The sequence below is a fragment of the Mycobacterium sp. NGS22 genome (assembly GCF_059813095.1).
In genome coordinates this window covers 1-20,545 of sequence record NZ_JCALDY010000044.1, presented here as the reverse complement: position 1 = coordinate 20,545, position 20,545 = coordinate 1, and the positions used below count along the sequence as shown (strand labels likewise).

The window sequence follows — 20,545 nt, the reverse complement described above, 5'->3', positions numbered from 1 at the left end:
GCTTCACAGCGTCAACACGGTAGGTTCGTCGCCATGCATCAGGTTGACTCGAACCCGACCCGCCGCAAGGGACTTTGGGCGTCGTTGGCTATCGCCGCGGCGACCGGTGCCAGCGTCGTGACCATTGCATTGCCGGCCACTTCCGCCGCCGACCCGGAACCGGCGCCCCCGACGCCGACTCCGTCCTCCCAGCCTGCAGCTCCGGGAGCGCCGAACTCCCCGGCACCGGCTCCCGGGGCGAGCCCGTCCACGCCGGCGCCGCCGGCGGCAGGCGCCTCACCGGCACCGGGTGCGTCACCGGCGCCGGGCGCATCACCGGCACCCGGCGCGCCGCCCACCCCGAATGCGCAGCCAGGCGACCCCAACGCGGTCCCGCCGGCCGACCCGAACGCCCCGCCGCCCGACCCGGCGGCGCCCGAACCCGGACGGGTGACCAACGCCGTCGGTGGATTCAGCTTCGTCATCCCGGGCGGCTGGGTGGAGTCCGATGCGTCCCACCTCGACTACGGTTCGGCGCTGCTGAGCAAGTCGGCCGGTGAAGCTCCGATGCCGGGGCAGGCTCCGCCGATCGCCAACGACACCCGGATCGTGCTGGGCCGGCTGGACCAGAAGCTCTACGCGAGCGCTGAAGCCACCAACCCCAAGGCCGCCGTCCGGCTGGGTTCGGACATGGGTGAGTTCTTCATGCCGTATCCGGGCACCCGGCTGAACCAGGAGTCGGTGCCGCTCAACGCGAACGGGATCTCGGGCAGCGCGTCCTACTACGAAGTCAAGTTCAGCGACGCCAGCAAGCCGGTCGGACAGATCTGGACCGGGGTGGTCGGAACTCCGGCAGGGGCCACCCCCACGGCCGGACCTCCGCAGCGCTGGTTCGTGGTATGGCTGGGCACGTCGAACAACCCGATCGACAAGAACGCCGCGAAGATCCTGGCCGAGTCCATCCGGCCCTGGACAGCTCCCGCGGCGCCGGCTCCCGAAGGCGCTGTTCCAGGTGCCCCGGCACCTGCTCCAGGCGCTCCGGCACCTGTTCCGGGTGCCCCGGCACCCGCACCCGCTGCCCCCGCACCCGAACCGGGTGCGCCGGCGCCAGCACCCGCTCAGGCTCCCGCCGCAGGAACGCCGGCTGTGACACAGCCGCGCAGCCAACCGGCTTAGGTCGAATTAGTCACGTAGAACGGGTATACCCGACCTCACGGTCCGGCACTTGGGCTGGGCGTGTCAGTGATTGCAAGGAGACCCCTCATGGACGTCGTCGCAGCGACCGAAATTCTCGCTCGCTCAACAACTCTGACCAGCGTGGGCCTTATCGGCTACATCATCATCGGTGCTCTGGCCGGATGGATCGCCGGCAAGATCGTCAAAGGCGCCGGTTCCGGCATTCTGATGAACATCGTCATCGGCGTGGCCGGGGCACTCCTCGGCGGCTTCCTGCTCAGCTTCGCCTTCGACACCGCGTCGGGGGGCTGGTGGTTCACCTTCTTCACCGCGATCCTGGGCTCGGTGATTCTGCTCTGGATCGTCGGAAAGGTACGCAGCACGTAGCCGCCTGCGGCGGTAGTCGCGCGGCATGATGACCTGATGGCGTCACAGCCGACCTCCATGACCGCGTGGCAGGTGCGTCGGCCCGGACCGATGGACACCAAGCCACTCGAACGCGTCACCACCGAGATCCCGCGGCCCGGATCGGCAGACCTGCTGGTCGCGGTGCTGGCCTGCGGAGTGTGCCGTACCGACCTGCATGTCAGCGAGGGTGATCTGCCCGTGCACTGTGAGCGGGTGATCCCCGGCCACGAGGTCGTCGGCGAGGTCGTCGAGGTGGGATCGGCGGTCGGTAGCGCTGATTTCGCGGTGGGGGACCGGGTCGGCATCGCGTGGCTGCGTCATACCTGCGGGCAGTGCAAGTACTGCCGTCGGGGCGAGGAGAACCTGTGCCCGTTATCGCGCTACACCGGCTGGGACGCCGATGGCGGTTACGCCGAATTCGCCACCGTACCTGCCGCTTTCGCGCATCACCTGCCCAGTGGGTACGCCGACACCGAGTTGGCGCCGTTGTTGTGCGCCGGGATCATCGGATACCGGTCGCTGTTGCGCGCCGACCTGCCGCCCGGCGGACGACTGGGGTTGTACGGGTTCGGGGGCAGCGCCCACATCACCGCACAGGTGGCGCTGGCGCAGGGCGCGGAGGTCCATGTCATGACTCGCGGTGCCGCGGCGCGCGAGCTGGCGCTGGCCCTGGGTGCCGCCTCGGCTCAAGCGGCCGACGAGCCGCCCCCGGTGCCGCTGGACGCGGCGATTCTGTTCGCTCCCGTCGGCGACCTGGTGTTGCCCGCCCTCGAGGCCCTCGACCGTGGCGGCACACTATCGGTGGCAGGCATCCATCTCAGCGACATCCCGACACTGAACTATCAGCGGCATCTCTTCCAAGAGCGGCAGATCCGGTCGGTGACGTCCAACACCCGCGCCGACGCCCGCGCGTTCCTCGATTTCGCGGCCAGGCATCGCATCGAGGTCACCACGCCGGAATATGCCCTCGGACAGGCCGATCGCGCGCTGGCCGACCTCAGCTCCGGGCGGATCGCCGGCGCCGCAGTGCTGCTGGTCTGACTCAGGTCGACAGGTGCCAGACCAGGGCGGCGGCCAGGGCGCCCACCCCGTTCAGTGCCCAGTGCAGCGCGATCGGCGCGATCAAGCTGCCGCTGCGCCGACGCAACCAGCTGAACACGAACCCGGCCGCGCCCGTCGCGATGACCGCCATCGTGACCCCGGCCATCATGCCGAAGACGCCGCCGCCGAACAGGTGGGTGAAGCCGACGTTGTTGCTGGTCAGGCCCAACGACGTGGCGATGTGCCAAAATCCGAACAGCAGTGATCCGGCCAGCGCAACGCCCCGGAAACCCCACGCCCGCTGCAGCGCGCCGTGCAGCACGCCGCGGAAGACGAGTTCCTCCGGGATGACGGTTTGCAGCGGGATGATGACCATTGATGCGATCAGCGCGCCCGAGATGGTCGCGTAGTGGTTGTTCAGGAACATCGGACGGGTCATCGGCAGGAGCACCCCGACCCCGATGACCGACACCACCAACGCCACGGCGGCCAGTGCGTAGCCCATGCCGGACTTCCAGTGCTCACGCCCGAGGCCGAGTTCGGTCCAGTCCAGCCCGCGCCACCGCACCAATAGCACCAGCCCGACGGCGGCTGCCGGCACGGTCGCAATGCTGGCCCACGCAGTGGTGAAGTGCGCGACCAGGTTGGTCAGCACCAGAACGGCGACGACGACGACGATGTCGACATGAAGACGCAACCGGTCCAGCGGCGCATCGAGCGCAGCGCTGGACACCGTTGGTTGAGCGGATTGGTCGAGCATCATGACGATTCTACCGGCGCAGCGCTGAACGGCAGGCTAGCTTTGTCGCGCCGCCAGCCTGCGACGCACGTAGGTCTTCAGCTCCGCCGACAGCGCCTCCACGTCGGTCAGTTTTGAAAGTAGTTGCGGCTCAGTCATTTTTGCGCGGAACACCAGTCCGATCGTCACATCGTGATCGGGCCGGGATTCGATGGTGACCTCGTCCCCGGCCCGGACGGTTCCAGGTGTGATCACCCGCAGGTAGGCGCCGGGTTGGCCGGCTTTGGTGAAGGTCTTGATCCAGTGGTTGAGGTTCAGGAACGCGGAGAAGGTGCGGCACGGTGTCCGCGGCGCGGAGACTTCGAGCAGCAGGCCGTCGGTGCCGACCCGCCACCGTTCGCCGATCAGCGCGCCCGTGACGTCGATGCCCGACGTGGTCAGGTTTTCCCCGAACATCCCCTCGGTCAGGGTGCGCTCGAGTCGCTGTTCCCACTCGTCGAGGTCCTCGCGGGCGTAGGCGTAGACGGCTTGGTCATCGCCGCCGTGGTACTTGGGATTGCCGATCGTGTCGCCGACCAGGCCGCTGCCGAGCCCGCCGCGCATCGGCCCGGGTGCACGGACCGCAACCGGCTCGGAGGTGGGCACTTTGTCGATGCCGGTCACCTTCGACATCGCGCGTGGATCGGGATTCGTCTTGGGCTGAGCCACGTTGACTGACACCACTTTTGGCACCCGCACAGGGTAACCCGGCCGGGTTGAGGTGGCGGGTCTGCATATGTGGTATCATCGAACATATGTTCGATCAATCGTGTGAGAACCCGCCCCGGTGGCAGGACAATCCGGGGGTTTTCCACGCCTGGATCGACGACATGAGCAGGCAGTGGCATCAGGCATTGAAGACCCCCACCGAGGAGTCCCAGGATTGGGTCGCAGCGGCGCGGGCGGCGGGGCAGATGGAAAACCGGGGTGCTGCTGCGCAGTTGATGGCGATCGGTGAGTTGTTCGCCTACCGGTTGCGTCGCCACGGTGAGACCGAGGACTGGGCGATCGACACGATGGCGGGGGTCGCTGCAGAGGTGGCGGCGGGCCTCAAGATCAGCCAGCGCTGCGCGCAGGACAAACTAACCCTGGCGCGTGACATGCGCGAACGGCTACCCAAGACCGCCGCGGTGTTTTGTGCCGGGGACATCGATGTGGTCGCGTTCGCCCTGATCGCCTCGCGCACCTCGCTGATCCTCGACCCCGAGGCGCTGGCGGCGGTTGATCGCCGCATCGCGGTCAACGTCACCCGGTGGCCGTCGCTGACCCCGTCGCGGCTGGCCAAGAAGGTCGACGCGATCGTTGCCGCGGTCGACCTGGACGCGGTGCGGCGCCGCGCCAAACGCCAGCGCGACCGCCATCTGGACATCGAGAAGGAATACGACGGGACCTGCCGCGTGGAAGGTGAGCTGCGCCCCACCGATGCCCGCGCTCTAGACGCCGCGTTGAGCGCGCTGGCGGCCACGGTCTGCGTCGAGGACCCGCGCACCCCCGAACAGCGCCGCGCCGACGCCATCGAGGCCTTGAGCGCCCGCGCCACCCGGATGGCCTGCCTGTGCGGGCGCACCGACTGCAGCGCCGGCACGCGCCCACCAACATCGCCGGTGATCATCCACGTCATCGCCACCCAGGACAGCCTCAACGGCACGGCCAGCGGGGCCGCCGCGATGATCGACGCCGACGCGCTCATCACCCCCGAACTCCTGGCCGAGTTGGCGACGTCAGCCAAACAGGTGCCACTGATCCACCCCGGGTACTGCGCCCCCGAACCGCACTACCGCCCGTCGAAAGCGTTGGCCGACTTCGTGCGCTGCCGCGACCTGACCTGCCGCTGGCCGGGCTGCGACGTACCCGCCACCCAGTGTGACCTGGATCACACGATCCCGTGGTCTCAAGGCGGGCCCACCCACGCGGCCAACACCAAGTGCTACTGCCGTACCCACCATTTGGTCAAAACCTTCTGGGGCTGGACCGAAAAGCAACTGCCCGACGGCACCCTGATCCTGACCTCCCCCGCCGGCGATACCCACGTCACCACCCCCGGCAGCGCCCTGCTGTTCCCCAGCCTGTGCACCGCCGTCGGCGGCATGCCGTCCCTCGAAGCCATTGGGCCGCAAGACCATTGCGCCGAACGCGGCGCGATGATGCCCAAACGCCGCCGCACCCGCGCCCAAAACCGCGCTCACCGCGTCACCGCCGAACGACGCGCCAACCGTCGAGCCCGCCAACCCGCTTACAGCGACCGAGCCGGCCCCGCGCCGCCCGACGACGACCCGCCGCCCTTCTGAGCTCGGGTCAAATCACTCGCTCTGCTCGCCCGACGACCAGGTCCAGCCGCTGATCTCCGGGTCGTCCTCACCGTGCTCTCGGGTGTACAGGCGAGCCCCGATGCGCGCATCGGCCATCCGCTGCCGCAGCACCGCGGCACGGCTACCCAGCCCCTCGACCCGGTCGACGACGTCCATCACCAGATGGAACCGGTCCAGGTCGTTGAGCATCACCATGTCGAACGGGGTGGTGGTGGTCCCGCGCTCCTTGAATCCGCGCACATGCAGATTCCTGTGGCCTGCCCGACGGTAGGTGAGCCGGTGGATCAGCCAGGGATAACCGTGGTAAGCGAAGATGACCGGCTTGTCCTCAGTGAACAACGAGTTGTATTCGCGGTCAGGCAACCCATGCGGGTGTTCGGAGTCCGGTTGCAGGCGCATCAGGTCCACCACGTTGACGACGCGAACGGCGAGGTCGGGCAGCTCACGGCGCAGGATGTCGGCCGCGGCCAGCGTCTCCTGCGTGGGTATGTCACCCGCACAGCCCAGCACCACGTCGGGTTCACCGGTGGCGGTGCTGGCCCATTGCCAGATCCCCAGCCCGCGGGTGCAGTGCGCGATCGCCTCGTCCACGTCGAGATAGGATAGGGCCGGTTGCTTACCCGAAACGATCACGTTGATGTAGTTGCGGCTGCGCAGGCAGTGGTCGGCCACCGACAGCAACGTGTTGGCGTCGGGCGGAAGGTATACCCGGGTCAGTTCGGCGCGCTTGTTGGCAACCAGGTCGATGAACCCCGGGTCCTGATGAGACGCGCCGTTGTGGTCCTGGCGCCACACGTGCGAACTCAACAGATAGTTCAAGGAAGCAATCGGCTGGCGCCACGGTAGTTCCAGGGTGGTGGACAGCCATTTCGCGTGCTGGTTGAGCATCGAGTCGACGATGTGCACGAAGGCCTCGTAGCAGTTGAACAGCCCATGCCGCCCGGTCAGCAGGTAGCCCTCCAACCAGCCCTGGCACAGGTGCTCGGACAGCACCTCCATGACGCGGCCGTCCGGCGCCAGGTTCTCGTCGTCGGACTCGGTTTCGGAAACCCACACCTTGTCCGTCTCGGCGAACACCGCATCGAGCCGGTTGGATGCGGTTTCGTCGGGACCCATCAGCCGGAACCGGTCGGGATTGCGCTTGATGATGTCGCGCAGAAAGGTGCCGAGCACCCGGGTGGCCTCGTGCATCTGCGTCCCGGGCTCCGGCACCTCCACGGCATAGTCGCGGAAGTCCGGCAGGTCCAGATCGTGCAACAGCACTCCGCCGTTGGCGTGCGGGTTGGCACTCATCCGCCGGTCACCCTTCGGCGCCGCCTCCTTCAGGTCGGCCCGCAGCGCTCCGCCCTCGTCGAACAACTCTTCGGGACGGTAACTGCGCAGCCATTTCTCCAGCTGCTCGCGGTGCTCGGGGTTGTCGTGCGTGCCCGACAACGGGACCTGATGCGAGCGCCAGGTGCCTTCGACCTGTTTGCCGTCAACGACGGCGGGCCCGGTCCAGCCTTTCGGGGTGCGCAACAGGATCACCGGCCACACCGGTCGCTCGGTTTGCCTGCCGCTGCGGGCCGCGTCCTGGATGGCCGTGATGTCGTTGAAGGCGTCGTCCAGAGCGGCGGCCATCTGCTGATGCACGTCGGCCGGCTCGTCGCCGGCCACCGTGATGGGCCGGTAGCCATAGCCGCGCATCAACGCCTCGAGTTCGGCGTGCGGAATCCGCGACAACACCGTCGGGTTGGCGATCTTGTAGCCGTTGAGGTGCAGGATCGGCAGCACCGCGCCGTCGACGACCGGATTGAGGAACTTGTTGGAATGCCAGCTCGCGGCCAACGGCCCGGTCTCGGCCTCGCCGTCCCCGATCACGCACGCCACCACCAGATCCGGGTTGTCGAACGCCGCCCCGAAGGCGTGCACCAGCGCATAGCCGAGCTCGCCGCCCTCGTGGATCGATCCCGGCGTCTGCGCCGCGACGTGGCTGGGGATGCCGCCCGGGAAAGAGAACTGCCGGAACAGTCTGCGCAGCCCGTCGGTGTCCTCCTCGACGCCGGTGTAGATCTCGCTGTAGGTGCCCTCCAGGTAGGCGTTGGCGACCAGCCCGGGTCCGCCGTGCCCGGGCCCGGTGATGTAGATGACGTTGGCGTCGCGGTTACGGATGATCCGGTTCAGGTGTGCGTAGATGAGGTTGAGCCCCGGCGTGGTGCCCCAGTGTCCCAGCAGCCGGGGTTTGACGTGTTCGGATGCCAGCGGCTCGGTCAGCAGGGGATTGTCGAGCAGGTAGATCTGGCCGACCGACAGGAAGTTGGCGGCACGCCAGTAAGCATCGATGAGGGCCAATTCGTCGTCGGTCAGGGTCGCGGTTTCTGGACTCATGGGGCTCATGTACCCAATTCTCGCGACCCGGATGGACGCCGCGCTACGCGTCCCCCTCTTCGCCCCGGGCGCGCGCTTCATAGGCGCGGCGCTTCTCGACGTCCACGTCGTCGGTGAAGACGTGGTCGCCGCCGAGTCTCCGGTTCAAGCCTTCGGCGAGCCGGCGCGGCCAGAACTTCTGCGAGACCACCATCGCGCCGGCAACCTTGGTGATGCGCACCCGCGGTTTCGGCTTGGCCACCAAAGCTACGACGGCGTCGGCGATTTCGTTCGGTTCGGCGTTGCGGAAGCCCTTCATACCGGGCGTGCCGGCAACCAACTCGGTGTTGACGAAGGTTGGCAGCACCGCCGAGAACTGCACCCCGGCCGCGCAGTACTCCAGCCGCGCCGAGTCGGTGAAGCCGAGCACCGCGTGCTTGCTGGCGACGTAGGTCGCCAGCCCGACGATGTGCAATTCCCCCGCCAAGGAGGCGATGTTGATGACGTGGCCGCGTCTGCGCGGGACCATGCGCTGCGCGGCCAGTTTGCTGCCCAGGATGACCCCGTAGACGTTGATGTCCAGGATGCGCCGGGTGACGGCGTCGGGCTCGTCGATGACCCGGCCCACCGGCATGATGCCGGCATTGTTGATCAGCACGTCTATCGGGCCTAGCTGGCGTTCGACCTGGTCCAGGAAATCGGCGAACGACGTGGGGTCGGTGACGTCGAGCTTGCCGTACACCTCCAATCCGAGGTCGGCGCCGGACTCCTTGACCGTGGTCTCGTCGATGTCGCCGATGGCGACCTTGGCGCCCAGCTTGTGCAGTGCCGTGGCGGTGGCCAGGCCGATTCCCCGGGCGCCCCCGGTGATGACTATGACCTTGCCGCGAACGTTTGCGGCCAGCGCTGCATCGCTCGATGCCGTATCTGCCATGCCTACACGGTATGCGGGTGGACAATGGCACCGATGATCCAGGTGCGCGCGGCCGTCCCGCAGGACGCCGATGCCGTTGCGCACGTGCACGTGCGGGCCTGGCAGGCCGCCTACCGGGGGCTGATCGCCCAAGACTTTCTCGACAACCTCACCCCCGAAGCCCGGGCCCGCAGATACAACTTCGGTCAAGTCGGCATCGGCGTCCCCGTCACCCTGGTCGCCGTCCAGGACGACACCATCTGCGGATTTGCTACCACCGGCCGCTGCCGAGACGCCGACTTGGCGAATTTCGGTGAGCTGATGGCGATTTACGTCGACCCGTCGCGGCTGGGCGTCGGGATCGGGCGCTTGCTGATCGGCGCCGCGCGGGAGCGGCTCCGCGGGCTCGGCGTCGCCGGCGCGGCCCTGTGGGTCCTGCAGGACAACGCCCGCGCCAGACGGTTCTACGAGCGCGACGGCTGGCGCCCGGACGGCGCGTGCCGCACCGAGACGTACGGCGACCGGCCGGTGGACGAGGTGCGGTACCGTCGCACCCCCGTCTAGACCGCGAACGTCGGAGTCAAGGCCAGCGGGCCGGACCGGGCCCACCTGAGCGGCCGGACGCGTCGCGATAGGTTTCCACCATGCCCGTCGACCCCAGGACCCCCGTGCTGATCGGCTACGGCCAGGTCAACCACCGCGACGACGTCGACCCGGACCAGCCCGGCATCGAACCGGTCGACCTGATGGTGTCGGCCACCCGCCAGGCCGCCGGCGCGCGGGTGATCGAGGCCGTCGACACCGTGCGGGTGGTGCAGCTGCTGTCGGCGCACTATCGCAACCCTGGTCAGCTACTCGGCGAACGCCTCGGTCTGGGCACCTTCACCGCCGGCTACAGCAAAATCGGCGGCAACACCCCGCAGTCGTTGGTCAACCAGGCGTGCCTGGACATCCAGCACGGGCGGGCCGGGGTGGTACTGATTTCCGGCGCCGAAACCTGGCGAACCCGCAACGGGCTGAAGAAGTTGGGCCGACGGCTGACCTGGACCGAGCAGGACGAGTCGGTGCCGTTGCCCGAAGTCGCCGGTGACGACGTGCCGATGGCCGGCGATGCCGAGATCCGGATCAAGCTGGACCGCCCCGCCTACGTGTATCCGCTGTTCGAGCAGGCGCTGCGGATCGCCAACGACGAGTCCGTCGAGGAGCACGCCAGACGGGTCAGCGAACTGTGGGAGCGGTTCAACGCGGTGGCGGTCGACAATCCGTACGCCTGGATCCGCCGTCCGGTCAGCGCCGAGGAGATCCGGCAGCCCGGTCCGCAGAACCGGATGATCAGCTGGCCCTACACCAAGCTGATGAACTCCAACAACATGGTCGACCAGGGCGCCTCGCTGATCCTGACCTCGGTCGAGCAGGCGCAGCGCCTGCAGGTCCCGCAGGAACGCTGGGTCTACCCGCAGGCCGGCAGCGACGCCCACGACACCTCCGCGATCGGCGAGCGGGGCGAGTTGCACCGTTCGCCGGCGATCCGGATCGGCGGCGCTCGGGCGCTGGAACTGGCCGGATTGGGCATCGACGACGTCGACTACGTCGACCTGTACTCGTGCTTTCCGTCCGCGGTCCAGGTGGCGGCGAACGAGCTGGGTCTGGCCGTGGACGACCCCGCCCGCCCGCTGACGGTCACCGGCGGGCTCACCTTCGCCGGCGGCCCGTGGAACAACTACGTGACGCACTCCATCGCGACCATGGCCGAACTGCTGACGGCCAACCCCGGCCGGCGCGGACTGATCACGGCCAACGGCGGCTATCTCACCAAGCACAGCTTCGGTGTGTACAGCACCGAGCCACCTCCCGAATTCCGTTGGGAGAACGTGCAATCAGCGGTGGATCGGGAGCCCACGACGGTCGGTCCGGTCGAGTGGGAGGGCGTCGGCACCGTCGAGGCGTGGACGACGCCGTTCGATCGGGACGGGCGACCCGAGAAGGCCTTTCTCACCGTGCGCACCCCCGACGATGCGCGCGCGCTGGCCGTGATCACCGATCCAACCGAAGCCGAGGCGACGGTGCGCGACGACATCGCCGGGGCCAAGGTCGCCGTCGCCGCCGACGGCACCGCAACGTTGCGGTAACCGGCAACGGTCACGGTAGAGACTCAATTGTGCGCGACGGCGGCTGACGTGCCTATTGTCATTGGATAGACGTTGGGGGTGAGGCTCACGTGCACGTGCTGCTTACCGACGCCGCAGGCACCGTCGGGAGGTTGGTCGCACGCCAGTTGATGGCTGCCGGACACACGGTCAGCGGCATCGGCCCCCACCCGCACGATTGCCTTGATCCCGAAGTCGACTTCGTCTGCGCGCCCCTGCAACACCCGGTTCTGACGGAATTGGCCGGCGAGGCCGACGTGGTGATCCACCTCGCGCCGGTCGACCCCAGCGCGCCGGGTGCGGGCGGCCTCACCGGTGTCGCGCACGTGACGCACGCGGCGGCGCAGGCGGGCGCGCGGCTGCTGTTCGTGTCCCAGGCCGCGGGGCAGGCCGAGTTGTACCGGCCGGCCGAGACGCTGGTGTCCACCGGTTGGGCGCCCAGTTTGGTCGTGCGGATAGCTCCGCCGCTGGGACGGCAGCTGGATTGGATGGTGTGCCGCACGGTGGCCACGCTGATGCGCAGCAAGGTCTCGGCCCGGCCCATGCGGGTGCTGCATCTGGACGATCTGGTCCACTTTCTGGTGGTCGCGGTGGGCACCGAACGCACCGGTGTGGTCGAGCTGGCCACCCCGGACACCACCAACGTGATCACCGCGTGGCGGGTGATCCGATCCGTCGAGCCACGGTTGCGGCTGCATGGCGTGCGCAGTTGGGAAAATCTGATTCCGGAACTGGATCTTACTGCTGCACAAGAGGATTGGGCGTTCGACTACGGATGGCAGGCGATCGAGGCGGTGGTCGACACCGGCCGCGGGCTGGTCGGCCGCAAGCTCGGTCCCGCCGGCGCGAGCTACGGGTCCGGTCAGCTGCCGTTGCCGGTGGAGACGCAGCCGCGGCTGCGCCCCGTCGACGGCGGCCCGTTGCGCAACGTGGCTCCCGACGGGCTGGAAGGGGAGTTCGACGACCGCATCGACCCGCGGTTCCCGGTCTTCAGCGCGGCCGGCTTGACCGAGGCTCTGCCGGGCCCGCTGACTCCGGTCACCTTGGATGTGGTGTTGAGTGGATTGCGCGCGGCGGGCCGGGCGATGGGCCGCGTGCTGGCGTTGGGCGACGTGGTGGCCGAGGAGTGGGCGAGCAGGGCGATCGCGGTGTTCGGCCACCGCCCCTACGTCGGGGTGTCGGCCAATATCGTCGCCGCCGGCCAGCTTCCCGGTTGGGACGAGCGGGCCATCACCGAGCGCACGTTGGGCGACCAGTCGCAGCTCACCGACCTGCTGCCGATGGGACGGCCGCACCGCTCCGCCGGCCTTGGATCGGTCGCCAAAGTGGTGGTGACAGCGCGCTCGGTGGCACTGCTGCGCCATCTTCGGACCGACACCCAGGCCTACGTCGCCGCCGCGGTCGACGAGCATCTGGAACCGGCGGACCTGACCGCGCTCAGCGAGGCCGCCCTTCAGGTGCGGCTGCGGCTGCTGCGCGACCGGATCCAGCAGGGCTGGATCCTCACCGGACTATGGGTCATCGACACCGGCGTGACCGCGGCAACCCTGGAGCACACCCGCGCCGCCTCGAGCGTGTCCGGCGTCGGGGTGATCATGGAGAGCGGCCGCGTCGCTGAGGAGACCGCCGAGCTGTCCGCGCTGTTGCGTGCCGATCCGACATTGTGCGCGCTGGCCCGCGAGGGAAACGTCGCCAGCGTCCGCGCACTGTCACCGGCCACCGCGGCCGCTCTGGATGCCGCCGTCGCGAAGCTGAGACACCGCGGGCGCGGGGAAGCCGAGCTGGCCAGCCCGACCTTCGGCGACGAGCCGGGCCTGCTGCTCGAGGTGGCGGCCCGGTCCGCCGAGGGTCCCGCAGCCCCGGCGGTCCCGCCGGCATCCTTGTCGCAGCGCTTGGCCGACAGCGCCCGCAGTTCGCGCGAGCTGGCCCACGACACCACCATCCGCTTCACCCACGAATTCCGAATGACGTTGCGCGAACTCGGATCTCGCCGGGTCGCCGCGGACCTGATCGACAGCGTCGACGACGCGTACTACCTGCTCTGCGACGAGCTCGTCACGATGCCCGCCGACGCGCGGCTGCGAGTCAAGCGCCGCCGCGCCGAGCGGGAACGCCTGCAGGCCAAACCCCCGCCCGACGTCATCGAGCACACCTGGGATCCGACGGACGTTAGCTGAGAAAATCCTTGAGCGTCAACGCATTACGAACAGCGTGCCCGCCCAGGTCGTTGTTGAAGTACACCCACACGTCGCGTCCCTCGTCGGCCCAGTTCGCGATCCGCTCGGCCCAGCGGCGCAGTTCGTCGGCGGTATAGGAACCGGTGTACAGCGAGGCTGGTTCGGGGCCGTGCAGGCGCACGTACACCTGATCGGTGGTGGCGCGGGGGACACACGCCAGGTTCGCGCCGCTCATCACCACGTAGATGGCACGGTATTTCTCCAGCAGCGCATAGACATCCGGGACGTTCCACGACGGGTGACGCAACTCCACCGCCGTCCGGATGGACGACGGCATCAAGCGCAGAAACGTCTCCAGACGGGCGTCGTCCCGTTGCAGCTCCGGATGCGGCTGCACCAGCAGCACACCGGCGCGTTTCCCCAGCGCCTGCCAGCAGCGTTCGAACCGTTCAATCCAGGGTTCCGGACTGGCCAGCCGACGGTAGTGGGTCAGACCGCGATGCGCTTTCACCGTCATGGTGAACCCGTCCGGCAGCCGTTCGGCCCAGCCGGCGAAGGTCGAATCTTTCGGCCAGCGGTAGAAACTGGCGTTCAGCTCCACGGTGTCGAAGACTTCCGTGTAGCGCTGCAGACGTTGCGAGACAGGCAGACCCGGCCGGTACAACACGCCGGCCCAGTGGTCGTAGGACCACCCGGAAGTCCCGATCCGAATGGTCATGGCCGCAGCGGGCGCGTCTGGAGCGTGCGCAGCCCGGGTCTGCTGGTCAGCATGCACAACACCACCGCGGCGTACCCGTACCGCCGCGGCGCAAACCGGCGCGGTCACTCAGGCGGCAGACTGCGGGCGTAATTCACGCCGCGGGTCACCCAACCTTGCAGTTGCCGTTTGGTTTTCACGCCCTCGGTGGCCACCCGTAACCATCCGCGCATCTCCCTGCCGCCCATCACCATCGGGCTGACGTGGTCGCGTGTCAGTAGCTTGTCGATGTCCTGCGGAGACACCCGCACCATCAAACCGCCCTGTCCGCTGACGCAGACGGCCATCTTGCCGCCGACCAGGAAAGCCAGACCGCCGAACATCTGCTTCTCGTCGTAGCTCTCGAGCTGCGCCAGCAGTTCGCGGGTCCGCTTGGCCAGCTCGGTGTCGTAGGCCACCGTCTCAGTCCAGATCCACCCGGATGGTCAGCAGATCGGTGCCCATGGTGCGGACTCCCACGTTGTTGAACCGCGGCAGACTCCGCATCCGCTGCCATGGATCATCGTCGGGCAGCAGGTGCGCGGTCCCGGTGCGCCATTGCCCGCCGATGCGCAGCCGTACTTTCGGATTCGCCTTGATGTTGTAGACGTAATCCGAGTGGTGGCCATGTTCGGAGACCATCCAGAACTGGTTGTCGACGACCTTGCCGCCGACCGCGGTGCGCCGTGGCTGGCCGGATTTTCGTCCGGTGGTTTCCAGCATGATCCCGGGCCCGCGCCGGCCGATCGGGTTGACCACGACTCGCTGGATGCGGTGCACGAACCGCCGTTTGCGGCTCATGCCGGTGTGCGGGCCGGTACCCCGACCATGCGCAGGACCCATTCCCGCGGCACGCCGAACGTGAACGTCCGCCGCGGCACCGTGCTCAACACCGCTTCGGGCAGCGCGGTCTTGTAGTTCAGCGAAAGCCGGCCGGAAAACTGTGGGTCGACTTCGCCGACGTCCGCGGTGAGCATCAGTCCGGCTGCCGAAAACTCGCCCCGCACAGGGCCTTCGGCGGGGGAGTCCCAGCGCAGGTCGACGGCGCGCCCGGCGAGTTTGGGCACGGTCGACAGCGTCCCCACCACCCGCTGCGACGTGATGGCCAGAGCGCCAACGTAACTGCGGACGTTGCCGTTGGACACCTTGCCGGGCACCGAGCCGGTGAATCGGAAGGTGACGGGAACAGACTCGGCCAGATGGATGAGGTTCTCCGTCTCGACTGCTGCCCGCAGGTCTGCGGGCAGCTTGCCGATTCCGAGCAACTTGCGTAGGAAAGCAGCCATTGCTGCACCCTAGCGTCCCTAGGCGGCCACCGTAGCGGTCTGCGCCGGTTCCAGTGCTTGCGCGACGATCTCAGCCACGTCCGTCATCGGCAGCACGGTCAGGGCCTCGAGCACTTCGGCGGGCACGTCGTCCAGGTCCGGCTCGTTGCGTGTCGGGATGAAAACCGTTGACAGACCGGCACGTTGGGCAGCCAGCAGCTTCTGTTTGACACCGCCGATCGGCAACACCCGACCGTTCAGCGTGACCTCGCCGGTCATGCCGACATCGGAGCGCACCTGACGTCCGGTGGCCATCGACACCAGCGCGGTCACCATCGTCACCCCGGCCGAGGGCCCGTCCTTGGGCACCGCACCGGCCGGCACGTGCACGTGGATGCGCCGGTCCAGCACCGCCGGGTCGACGCCCAATTCGGCGGCATGCGAACGCACGTAGGACAACGCGATCTGTGCCGACTCCTTCATCACCTCACCCAGCTGACCGGTCAGTTGCAGGCCCGCGTCACCGTCGACCGCGCCGGCCTCGATGTAGAGCACGTCGCCGCCGAGGCCGGTGACGGCCAGGCCGGTGGCCACGCCGGGCACCGCCGTGCGCTCCGCCGACTCCGGGGTGAAGCGCGGACGGCCAAGGTAGCCAACCAGATCCGGCTCGTCGACGGTGATCGGTTCGTCGGTCTCGGCCAGCCTGGTGGTCACCTTGCGCAGCGTCTTGGCCAGCAGCCGTTCGAACTGCCGCACGCCCGGTTCGCGGGTGTAATCGGCGGCGATCTTGCGCAGCGCGGCATCGGTGACCGTCACCTCGTCCTCGGTCAGCGCGGCCCGGTCCCGCTGCCGGGGCAGCAGGTAGTCGCGGGCGATGGCGACCTTGTCGTCCTCGGTGTAGCCGTCGATCTGCACCAACTCCATGCGGTCCAGCAGCGCCGACGGGATGTTCTCGATCACGTTGGCGGTGGCCAGGAACACCACGTCGGACAGATCCAGATCCAGGTCCAAGTAGTGGTCGCGGAACGTGTGGTTCTGCGCCGGGTCGAGCACCTCGAGCAGCGCCGCGCTCGGGTCGCCCCGGTAGTCGGACCCGACTTTGTCGATCTCGTCCAGCAGCACAACGGGATTCATCGATCCGGCCTCACCGATGGCCCGCACGATCCGGCCCGGCAACGCGCCCACGTAGGTACGCCGGTGCCCGCGGATCTCGGCCTCGTCGCGCACGCCGCCGAGGGCGACGCGGACGAAGTTGCGGCCCAGCGCCCGGGCCACGCTCTCGCCCAGCGACGTCTTGCCGACGCCCGGGGGACCGGCCAGCACCATCACCGCCCCGGAACCGCGGCCGCCCACGACCTGCAAACCGCGTTGTGCGCGCCGGGCACGCACCGCCAGGTACTCGACGATGCGGTCTTTGACGTCGTCCAGCCCGTGGTGGTCGGCGTCCAGGATCTCCCGCGCCGCCGTCAGGTCGGTCGAGTCCTCGGTGCGGACGTTCCACGGCAGATCCAGCACGGTGTCCAACCAGGTTCGGATCCAGCCGGTCTCCGGGCTCTGGTCGCTGGCCCGCTCCAGCTTGCCGACCTCGCGCAGCGCGGCCTCGCGGACCTGCTCCGGCAGGTCGGCGGCATCGACGCGGGCCCGGTAGTCATCGGATCCGTCGGGCTCGCCTTCGCCCAACTCCTTGCGGATGGCGGCCAGCTGTTGGCGCAGTAGGAACTCCTTCTGCGTATTCTCCATGCCGTCGCGCACGTCCTCGGCGATCTTGTCGTTGACTTCGACCTCGGCCAGATGTTCGCTGGTCCAGTCGATCAGCACACGCAGCCGTTCGGCGACGTCGACGGTCTCCAACAGTTGGCGTTTCTGGACGTCGGACAGGTAGGACGCGTACCCCGAGGTGTCGGCCAGCGCGGACGGGTCGGTGAGGCTGTTGACATAGTCGACGATCTGCCAGGCCTCGCGGCGCTGCAGCATCGCCAGCAGCAGCTTCTTGTATTCCGCTGCCAGCGCCTTGATCTCGTCGGTCACCTCGACGTCGGGCACCTCGGTCACCTCGACCCACAACGCCGCGCCAGGTCCGTTGGCGCCGGCACCGATGTGCGCGCGCCGCTCGCCCCGCACGACGGCGGCGGTACCGCCCCCGGCGATCCGGCCGACCTGCAGGATCTTGGCCACCACGCCGTGGGTCGGGTAGCGGTCGTCCAACCGCGGCGCGATCAAGAGCTCACGTGAGTCGCCGGCCTGGGCGGCGTCGACGGCGGTGCGGGCGGTGTCGTCGAGAGCGATCGGCACCACCATGCCGGGCAACACGATCGTGTCGGTCACGAACAGCACCGGCACGGATTTGGCTTCAGCCATCTATTCCTCCAAGAGTTAAGTCTGTTCGACTCAACCTCGGTCACGGACGGTTTGTTCCGTGCTGTGCGCCACACCCTGGCGAGCAGACGCAAAAGCCCCTTATTTCGGCACGAAATGGGGGCTTTTGCGTCTGCTCGCGCTAACGACGCAACTGGGTGAGGTGCTTGGGGGAGAGCTCTTGTAGGCAGGTCACGCCCAGCAGGCTCATGGTCCGCAGCACACCGGTCTGCAGGATGTCGACGGCGCGACGCACTCCCGCCTCGCCGCCGGCCATCAGTCCGTACAGGTAGGCCCGCCCGACCAGCGTGCATCGCGCCCCGAGAGCGACCGACGCGACGATGTCCGCGCCGGACATGATGCCGGTGTCCAGCAGGATCTCTGTGTCGTTGCCGAGCTCACGCGCCACCGTCGGCAACAAATGGAACGGCACCGGGGCCCGGTCCAGTTGGCGGCCACCGTGATTGGACAACACGATCCCGTCGACGCCACGGTCGACCACGGCACGCGCGTCCTCCAGGGTCTGGATTCCTTTCACGACGAGCTTGCCCGGCCACTGGGACTTGATCCAGGCCAGGTCGTCGAAGGTGACGCTGGGGTCGAACATGGTGTTCAGATAGTCGCCGACGGTGCCCGACCAGCGATCCAGCGAGGCGAACGAAAGCGGTTCGGTGGTCAGCAGGTCGAACCACCAGTGCGGGTGCGGCACGGCGTCGAGCACGGTGCGCAATGTCAGCGCGGGCGGGATGGCCATACCGTTGCGGACATCGCGCAGCCGCGCGCCGGCGACCGGGACGTCGACGGTGACCAGCATGGTGTCGAAGCCGGCGGCCGCGGCGCGCCGCACCAACTCCATCGAACGGTCCCGGTCTTTCCACATATACAGCTGAAACCATTTGCGGCCCTGCGGAACCGCTGCGACGACATCCTCGATCGAGCTGGTCGCCAGGGTGGACAACGAGAACGGGATTCCGGCCGCGGCCGCCGCCCGCGCCCCGGCGATCTCGCCTTCGGTGTGCATCAGGCGGGTGAACCCGGTGGGTGCGATCCCGAACGGCAACACCACCGGTTGGCCCAGCACGTTCCAGCCCGCCGTCACGTTGCTCACGTCGCGCAGGATCGTCGGGTGAAACTCGATGTCGCGGAACGCCTGTCGGGCTCGCTCGATGGAGAGCTCGTCCTCGGCTGCGCCGTCGGTGTAGTCGAATGCCGCCCTGGGCGTGCGTCGCTTGGCGATGCGCCGTAGGTCCTCGATGGTCAGTGCGGCGTCCAGGCGCCGCCGGGTGCGGTCGAGTTGCGGACGTTTGAACTGCAGCAGCGGTGCCAGGTCCCGGATCTTGGGGACTTGCCGCTTGACCGCCATCAGCTCATTCAACCAGGGTGAACGCATGGCTTTCGACCTGCAGCGGTTCGTGGACGCGCAGGACCGTGTCTACGCCAACGTGCTCGACGAGCTGCGCAGCGGCCGGAAACGCAGCCACTGGATGTGGTTCGTCTTTCCGCAACTGCGCGGTTTGGGCAGCAGCCGGATGGCCGAGCACTTCGGCATCGTCTCGCTGGCGGAGGCTCGCGCGTACCTGGCGCACGAGCTGCTCGGTTCGCGACTGCGCGAATGCGTCCGGCTGGTCAATCAGGTGCAGGACCGATCGGCCGCACAGATTTTCGGCTCGCCCGACGACCTCAAGCTGAGATCCTCGATGACGCTGTTCGCTCACGCCACCGCCGACAACCACGACTTCGTCGCGCTGCTGGACAAGTACTACGGCGGCGAAGAGGATCCCCGAACGGTGTCTGGGTTGCGCGATTAGACCGGCTGCAGAATCCGCCAGCCGTGCGGTTCGACGACCACCGAGTCCACGACCTCTTCAGGCGGTGCCGCAGACCCGGCGATCACCTTGGCCCGCGGCGCGCCCAGCTCCGGCAGAAAAAGCCGCACCGGCTCGTCGTCGATATTGAGTGCGACCAACAGCGACTCGTCGCCGTGCTGGCTACGAAAGACGTAGTGCTTGTTCTGCAACTGCACCGCGCTGGTCCGGGCCGCGTGCAGCCACGGGTGACGGCGACGTAGTCCGACGAGATACCGGTGCAACTCCCACACGCGAATGCCGCGCTCGTCGAGTTGAATTGGGGGAGTGCCGAACTCGGGCCGCACGGCGTCGTCGCCCCCGTAGCGCTCCTCCTTGACGGCACGGTATCCGAACTCGTCGCCGGCGTAGATGCTGGGCACACCACCGACCGTCAACAAGACCACCAGCGCGTGCGCCAGGTGTTCGGGACGCTCGATCCGGCTGGCGATCCGGGTGACGTCGTGGTTGCCCACGAAGGTCAACGGCACGAACGTTTTCAGCCACGCGCTGTGCCGCTGCAGCGCCCAGTCCAGCTCGAAGAAGTTGCCGTCGTTGATGCTGCTCCAGATCGCCTTCCACAGCTCGTACTGGGTGGCCGAGTCGAATCCCGCCCCCTCGACCATCGCCGCATAGTCACCGTGGATGAGCTCACCGACGAACCACGCGTCGGGATGGCGCTGCCGCACCCGGGGCAGCACATCAGCCCAAAATCGTTGCGGCACCGCGTAAGCCGCATCCAGGCGCCAGCCGTCGGCGCCACGGTCGAGCCAGTGCGACATGACCTCGACCACGTAGTCGGCGACCTCTGGATTGTCATGGTCCAGTGCTGCGAGTTCGGAGTGGCCCTCGAACGTGCCGCCGCTGCGCCACCACTCCGGCCCGGCGAAATCCGCACCGACGTGGTTGAACACCCCGTCGAGCAGGATGCGCAGGCCGCGGCGGCGCGCTTCGCCGACCAAGTAGTCGAAGTCGGAGTCGTCGCCGAGCCGGGGATCGATGCGATAGTGGTCGGTGGTGTCGTAACCGTGTGTGCGCGAGGCGAATATCGGGCCCAGCGCGACCCCGGAC

General features: G+C 68.1%; 19 protein-coding genes. 8 read left to right on the top strand and 11 right to left on the bottom strand.

Annotated features, from left to right (window positions below):
* Positions 1 to 33: 33 nt before the first annotated feature.
* The 3 genes from AC5Y47_RS24395 (at position 34) to AC5Y47_RS24385 (ending at position 2,604) form a co-directional block, all read left to right on the top strand.
* Positions 34 to 1,155 carry an alanine and proline-rich secreted protein Apa gene (locus AC5Y47_RS24395; RefSeq protein ID WP_499946816.1) on the top strand — a complete coding sequence of 374 codons (1,122 nt, stop codon included), beginning with the start codon at positions 34 to 36 and terminating at the stop codon, positions 1,153 to 1,155.
* Positions 1,156 to 1,242: 87 nt separating this feature from the next.
* Complete coding sequence (locus AC5Y47_RS24390; protein ID WP_499946815.1) at positions 1,243 to 1,542, top strand: GlsB/YeaQ/YmgE family stress response membrane protein; 300 nt, start codon at positions 1,243 to 1,245, stop codon at positions 1,540 to 1,542.
* A 36-nt stretch (positions 1,543 to 1,578) separates the two neighbouring features.
* Positions 1,579 to 2,604, top strand: a complete 1,026-nt coding sequence (locus AC5Y47_RS24385) for a zinc-binding alcohol dehydrogenase family protein (RefSeq protein ID WP_499946814.1) — start codon at positions 1,579 to 1,581, stop codon at positions 2,602 to 2,604.
* 1 nt (position 2,605) lies between these two features.
* Here AC5Y47_RS24385 and AC5Y47_RS24380 read toward each other — a convergent pair whose 3' ends face one another.
* The gene (locus tag AC5Y47_RS24380; protein WP_499946813.1) at positions 2,606 to 3,364 is read right to left on the bottom strand and encodes a CPBP family intramembrane glutamic endopeptidase; all 759 of its coding nucleotides are present in this window, start codon (positions 3,362 to 3,364) and stop codon (positions 2,606 to 2,608) included.
* Positions 3,365 to 3,400: 36 nt separating this feature from the next.
* On the bottom strand, positions 3,401 to 4,066 hold the full coding sequence (locus AC5Y47_RS24375) for an MOSC domain-containing protein (protein WP_499946824.1): 666 nt from the start codon (positions 4,064 to 4,066) through the stop codon (positions 3,401 to 3,403).
* Positions 4,067 to 4,212: 146 nt separating this feature from the next.
* Between AC5Y47_RS24375 and AC5Y47_RS24370 the strand changes: the two genes are divergently transcribed.
* The gene (locus AC5Y47_RS24370) at positions 4,213 to 5,670 is read left to right on the top strand and encodes an HNH endonuclease signature motif containing protein (RefSeq protein WP_499946823.1); all 1,458 of its coding nucleotides are present in this window, start codon (positions 4,213 to 4,215) and stop codon (positions 5,668 to 5,670) included.
* Between the two features lie 12 nt (positions 5,671 to 5,682).
* Here AC5Y47_RS24370 and AC5Y47_RS24365 read toward each other — a convergent pair whose 3' ends face one another.
* Both AC5Y47_RS24365 and AC5Y47_RS24360 read right to left on the bottom strand, forming a co-directional pair.
* The gene (locus tag AC5Y47_RS24365) at positions 5,683 to 8,067 is read right to left on the bottom strand and encodes a phosphoketolase family protein (RefSeq protein WP_499946812.1); all 2,385 of its coding nucleotides are present in this window, start codon (positions 8,065 to 8,067) and stop codon (positions 5,683 to 5,685) included.
* Between the two features lie 34 nt (positions 8,068 to 8,101).
* Complete coding sequence (locus AC5Y47_RS24360; protein WP_499946811.1) at positions 8,102 to 8,971, bottom strand: SDR family oxidoreductase; 870 nt, start codon at positions 8,969 to 8,971, stop codon at positions 8,102 to 8,104.
* Between the two features lie 33 nt (positions 8,972 to 9,004).
* On the opposite strand from AC5Y47_RS24360, the gene AC5Y47_RS24355 reads away from it, so the two are divergent.
* From AC5Y47_RS24355 to AC5Y47_RS24345, 3 genes are all read left to right on the top strand, one after another.
* The gene (locus AC5Y47_RS24355; RefSeq protein ID WP_499946810.1) at positions 9,005 to 9,514 is read left to right on the top strand and encodes a GNAT family N-acetyltransferase; all 510 of its coding nucleotides are present in this window, start codon (positions 9,005 to 9,007) and stop codon (positions 9,512 to 9,514) included.
* A gap of 80 nt (positions 9,515 to 9,594) precedes the next feature.
* Positions 9,595 to 11,079: an acetyl-CoA acetyltransferase gene (locus AC5Y47_RS24350; protein WP_499946809.1), complete on the top strand. Its 1,485-nt coding sequence runs from the start codon at positions 9,595 to 9,597 to the stop codon at positions 11,077 to 11,079.
* 89 nt (positions 11,080 to 11,168) lie between these two features.
* Positions 11,169 to 13,274 carry a Rossmann-fold NAD(P)-binding domain-containing protein gene (locus AC5Y47_RS24345; RefSeq protein ID WP_499946808.1) on the top strand — a complete coding sequence of 702 codons (2,106 nt, stop codon included), beginning with the start codon at positions 11,169 to 11,171 and terminating at the stop codon, positions 13,272 to 13,274.
* On the opposite strand, the gene AC5Y47_RS24340 is transcribed toward AC5Y47_RS24345, so the two are convergent.
* The 6 genes from AC5Y47_RS24340 to AC5Y47_RS24315 all read right to left on the bottom strand — a co-directional run bounded on the left by AC5Y47_RS24340 (position 13,267) and on the right by AC5Y47_RS24315 (position 18,993).
* Complete coding sequence (locus AC5Y47_RS24340) at positions 13,267 to 13,992, bottom strand: DUF72 domain-containing protein (RefSeq protein ID WP_499946807.1); 726 nt, start codon at positions 13,990 to 13,992, stop codon at positions 13,267 to 13,269. The genes AC5Y47_RS24345 and AC5Y47_RS24340 overlap by 8 nt on opposite strands.
* Before the next feature lie 104 nt (positions 13,993 to 14,096).
* The gene (locus tag AC5Y47_RS24335; RefSeq protein WP_499946806.1) at positions 14,097 to 14,429 is read right to left on the bottom strand and encodes a TfoX/Sxy family protein; all 333 of its coding nucleotides are present in this window, start codon (positions 14,427 to 14,429) and stop codon (positions 14,097 to 14,099) included.
* A 4-nt stretch (positions 14,430 to 14,433) separates the two neighbouring features.
* Complete coding sequence (locus AC5Y47_RS24330; protein WP_499946805.1) at positions 14,434 to 14,811, bottom strand: nitroreductase family deazaflavin-dependent oxidoreductase; 378 nt, start codon at positions 14,809 to 14,811, stop codon at positions 14,434 to 14,436.
* Positions 14,808 to 15,296, bottom strand: a complete 489-nt coding sequence (locus AC5Y47_RS24325) for a hypothetical protein (RefSeq protein WP_499946804.1) — start codon at positions 15,294 to 15,296, stop codon at positions 14,808 to 14,810. The genes AC5Y47_RS24330 and AC5Y47_RS24325 overlap by 4 nt, the downstream gene beginning before the upstream one ends.
* A gap of 18 nt (positions 15,297 to 15,314) precedes the next feature.
* Positions 15,315 to 17,633, bottom strand: coding sequence for an endopeptidase La (lon, locus tag AC5Y47_RS24320; RefSeq protein WP_499946803.1), 2,319 nt, complete (start codon positions 17,631 to 17,633; stop codon positions 15,315 to 15,317).
* 139 nt (positions 17,634 to 17,772) lie between these two features.
* On the bottom strand, positions 17,773 to 18,993 hold the full coding sequence (locus tag AC5Y47_RS24315; RefSeq protein ID WP_499946802.1) for an alpha-hydroxy acid oxidase: 1,221 nt from the start codon (positions 18,991 to 18,993) through the stop codon (positions 17,773 to 17,775).
* Between the two features lie 25 nt (positions 18,994 to 19,018).
* Between AC5Y47_RS24315 and AC5Y47_RS24310 the strand changes: the two genes are divergently transcribed.
* A complete protein-coding gene (locus AC5Y47_RS24310) occupies positions 19,019 to 19,438 on the top strand; it encodes a DUF1810 domain-containing protein (RefSeq protein ID WP_499946801.1) in 420 nt (139 codons plus the stop codon).
* Here the strand turns inward: AC5Y47_RS24310 and AC5Y47_RS24305 are convergent.
* On the bottom strand, positions 19,435 to 20,545 hold a 1,111-nt coding region (locus AC5Y47_RS24305; protein ID WP_499946800.1), incomplete at its 5' end, for an alpha-amylase family glycosyl hydrolase. The two genes, AC5Y47_RS24310 and AC5Y47_RS24305, sit on opposite strands and share 4 nt — an antisense overlap.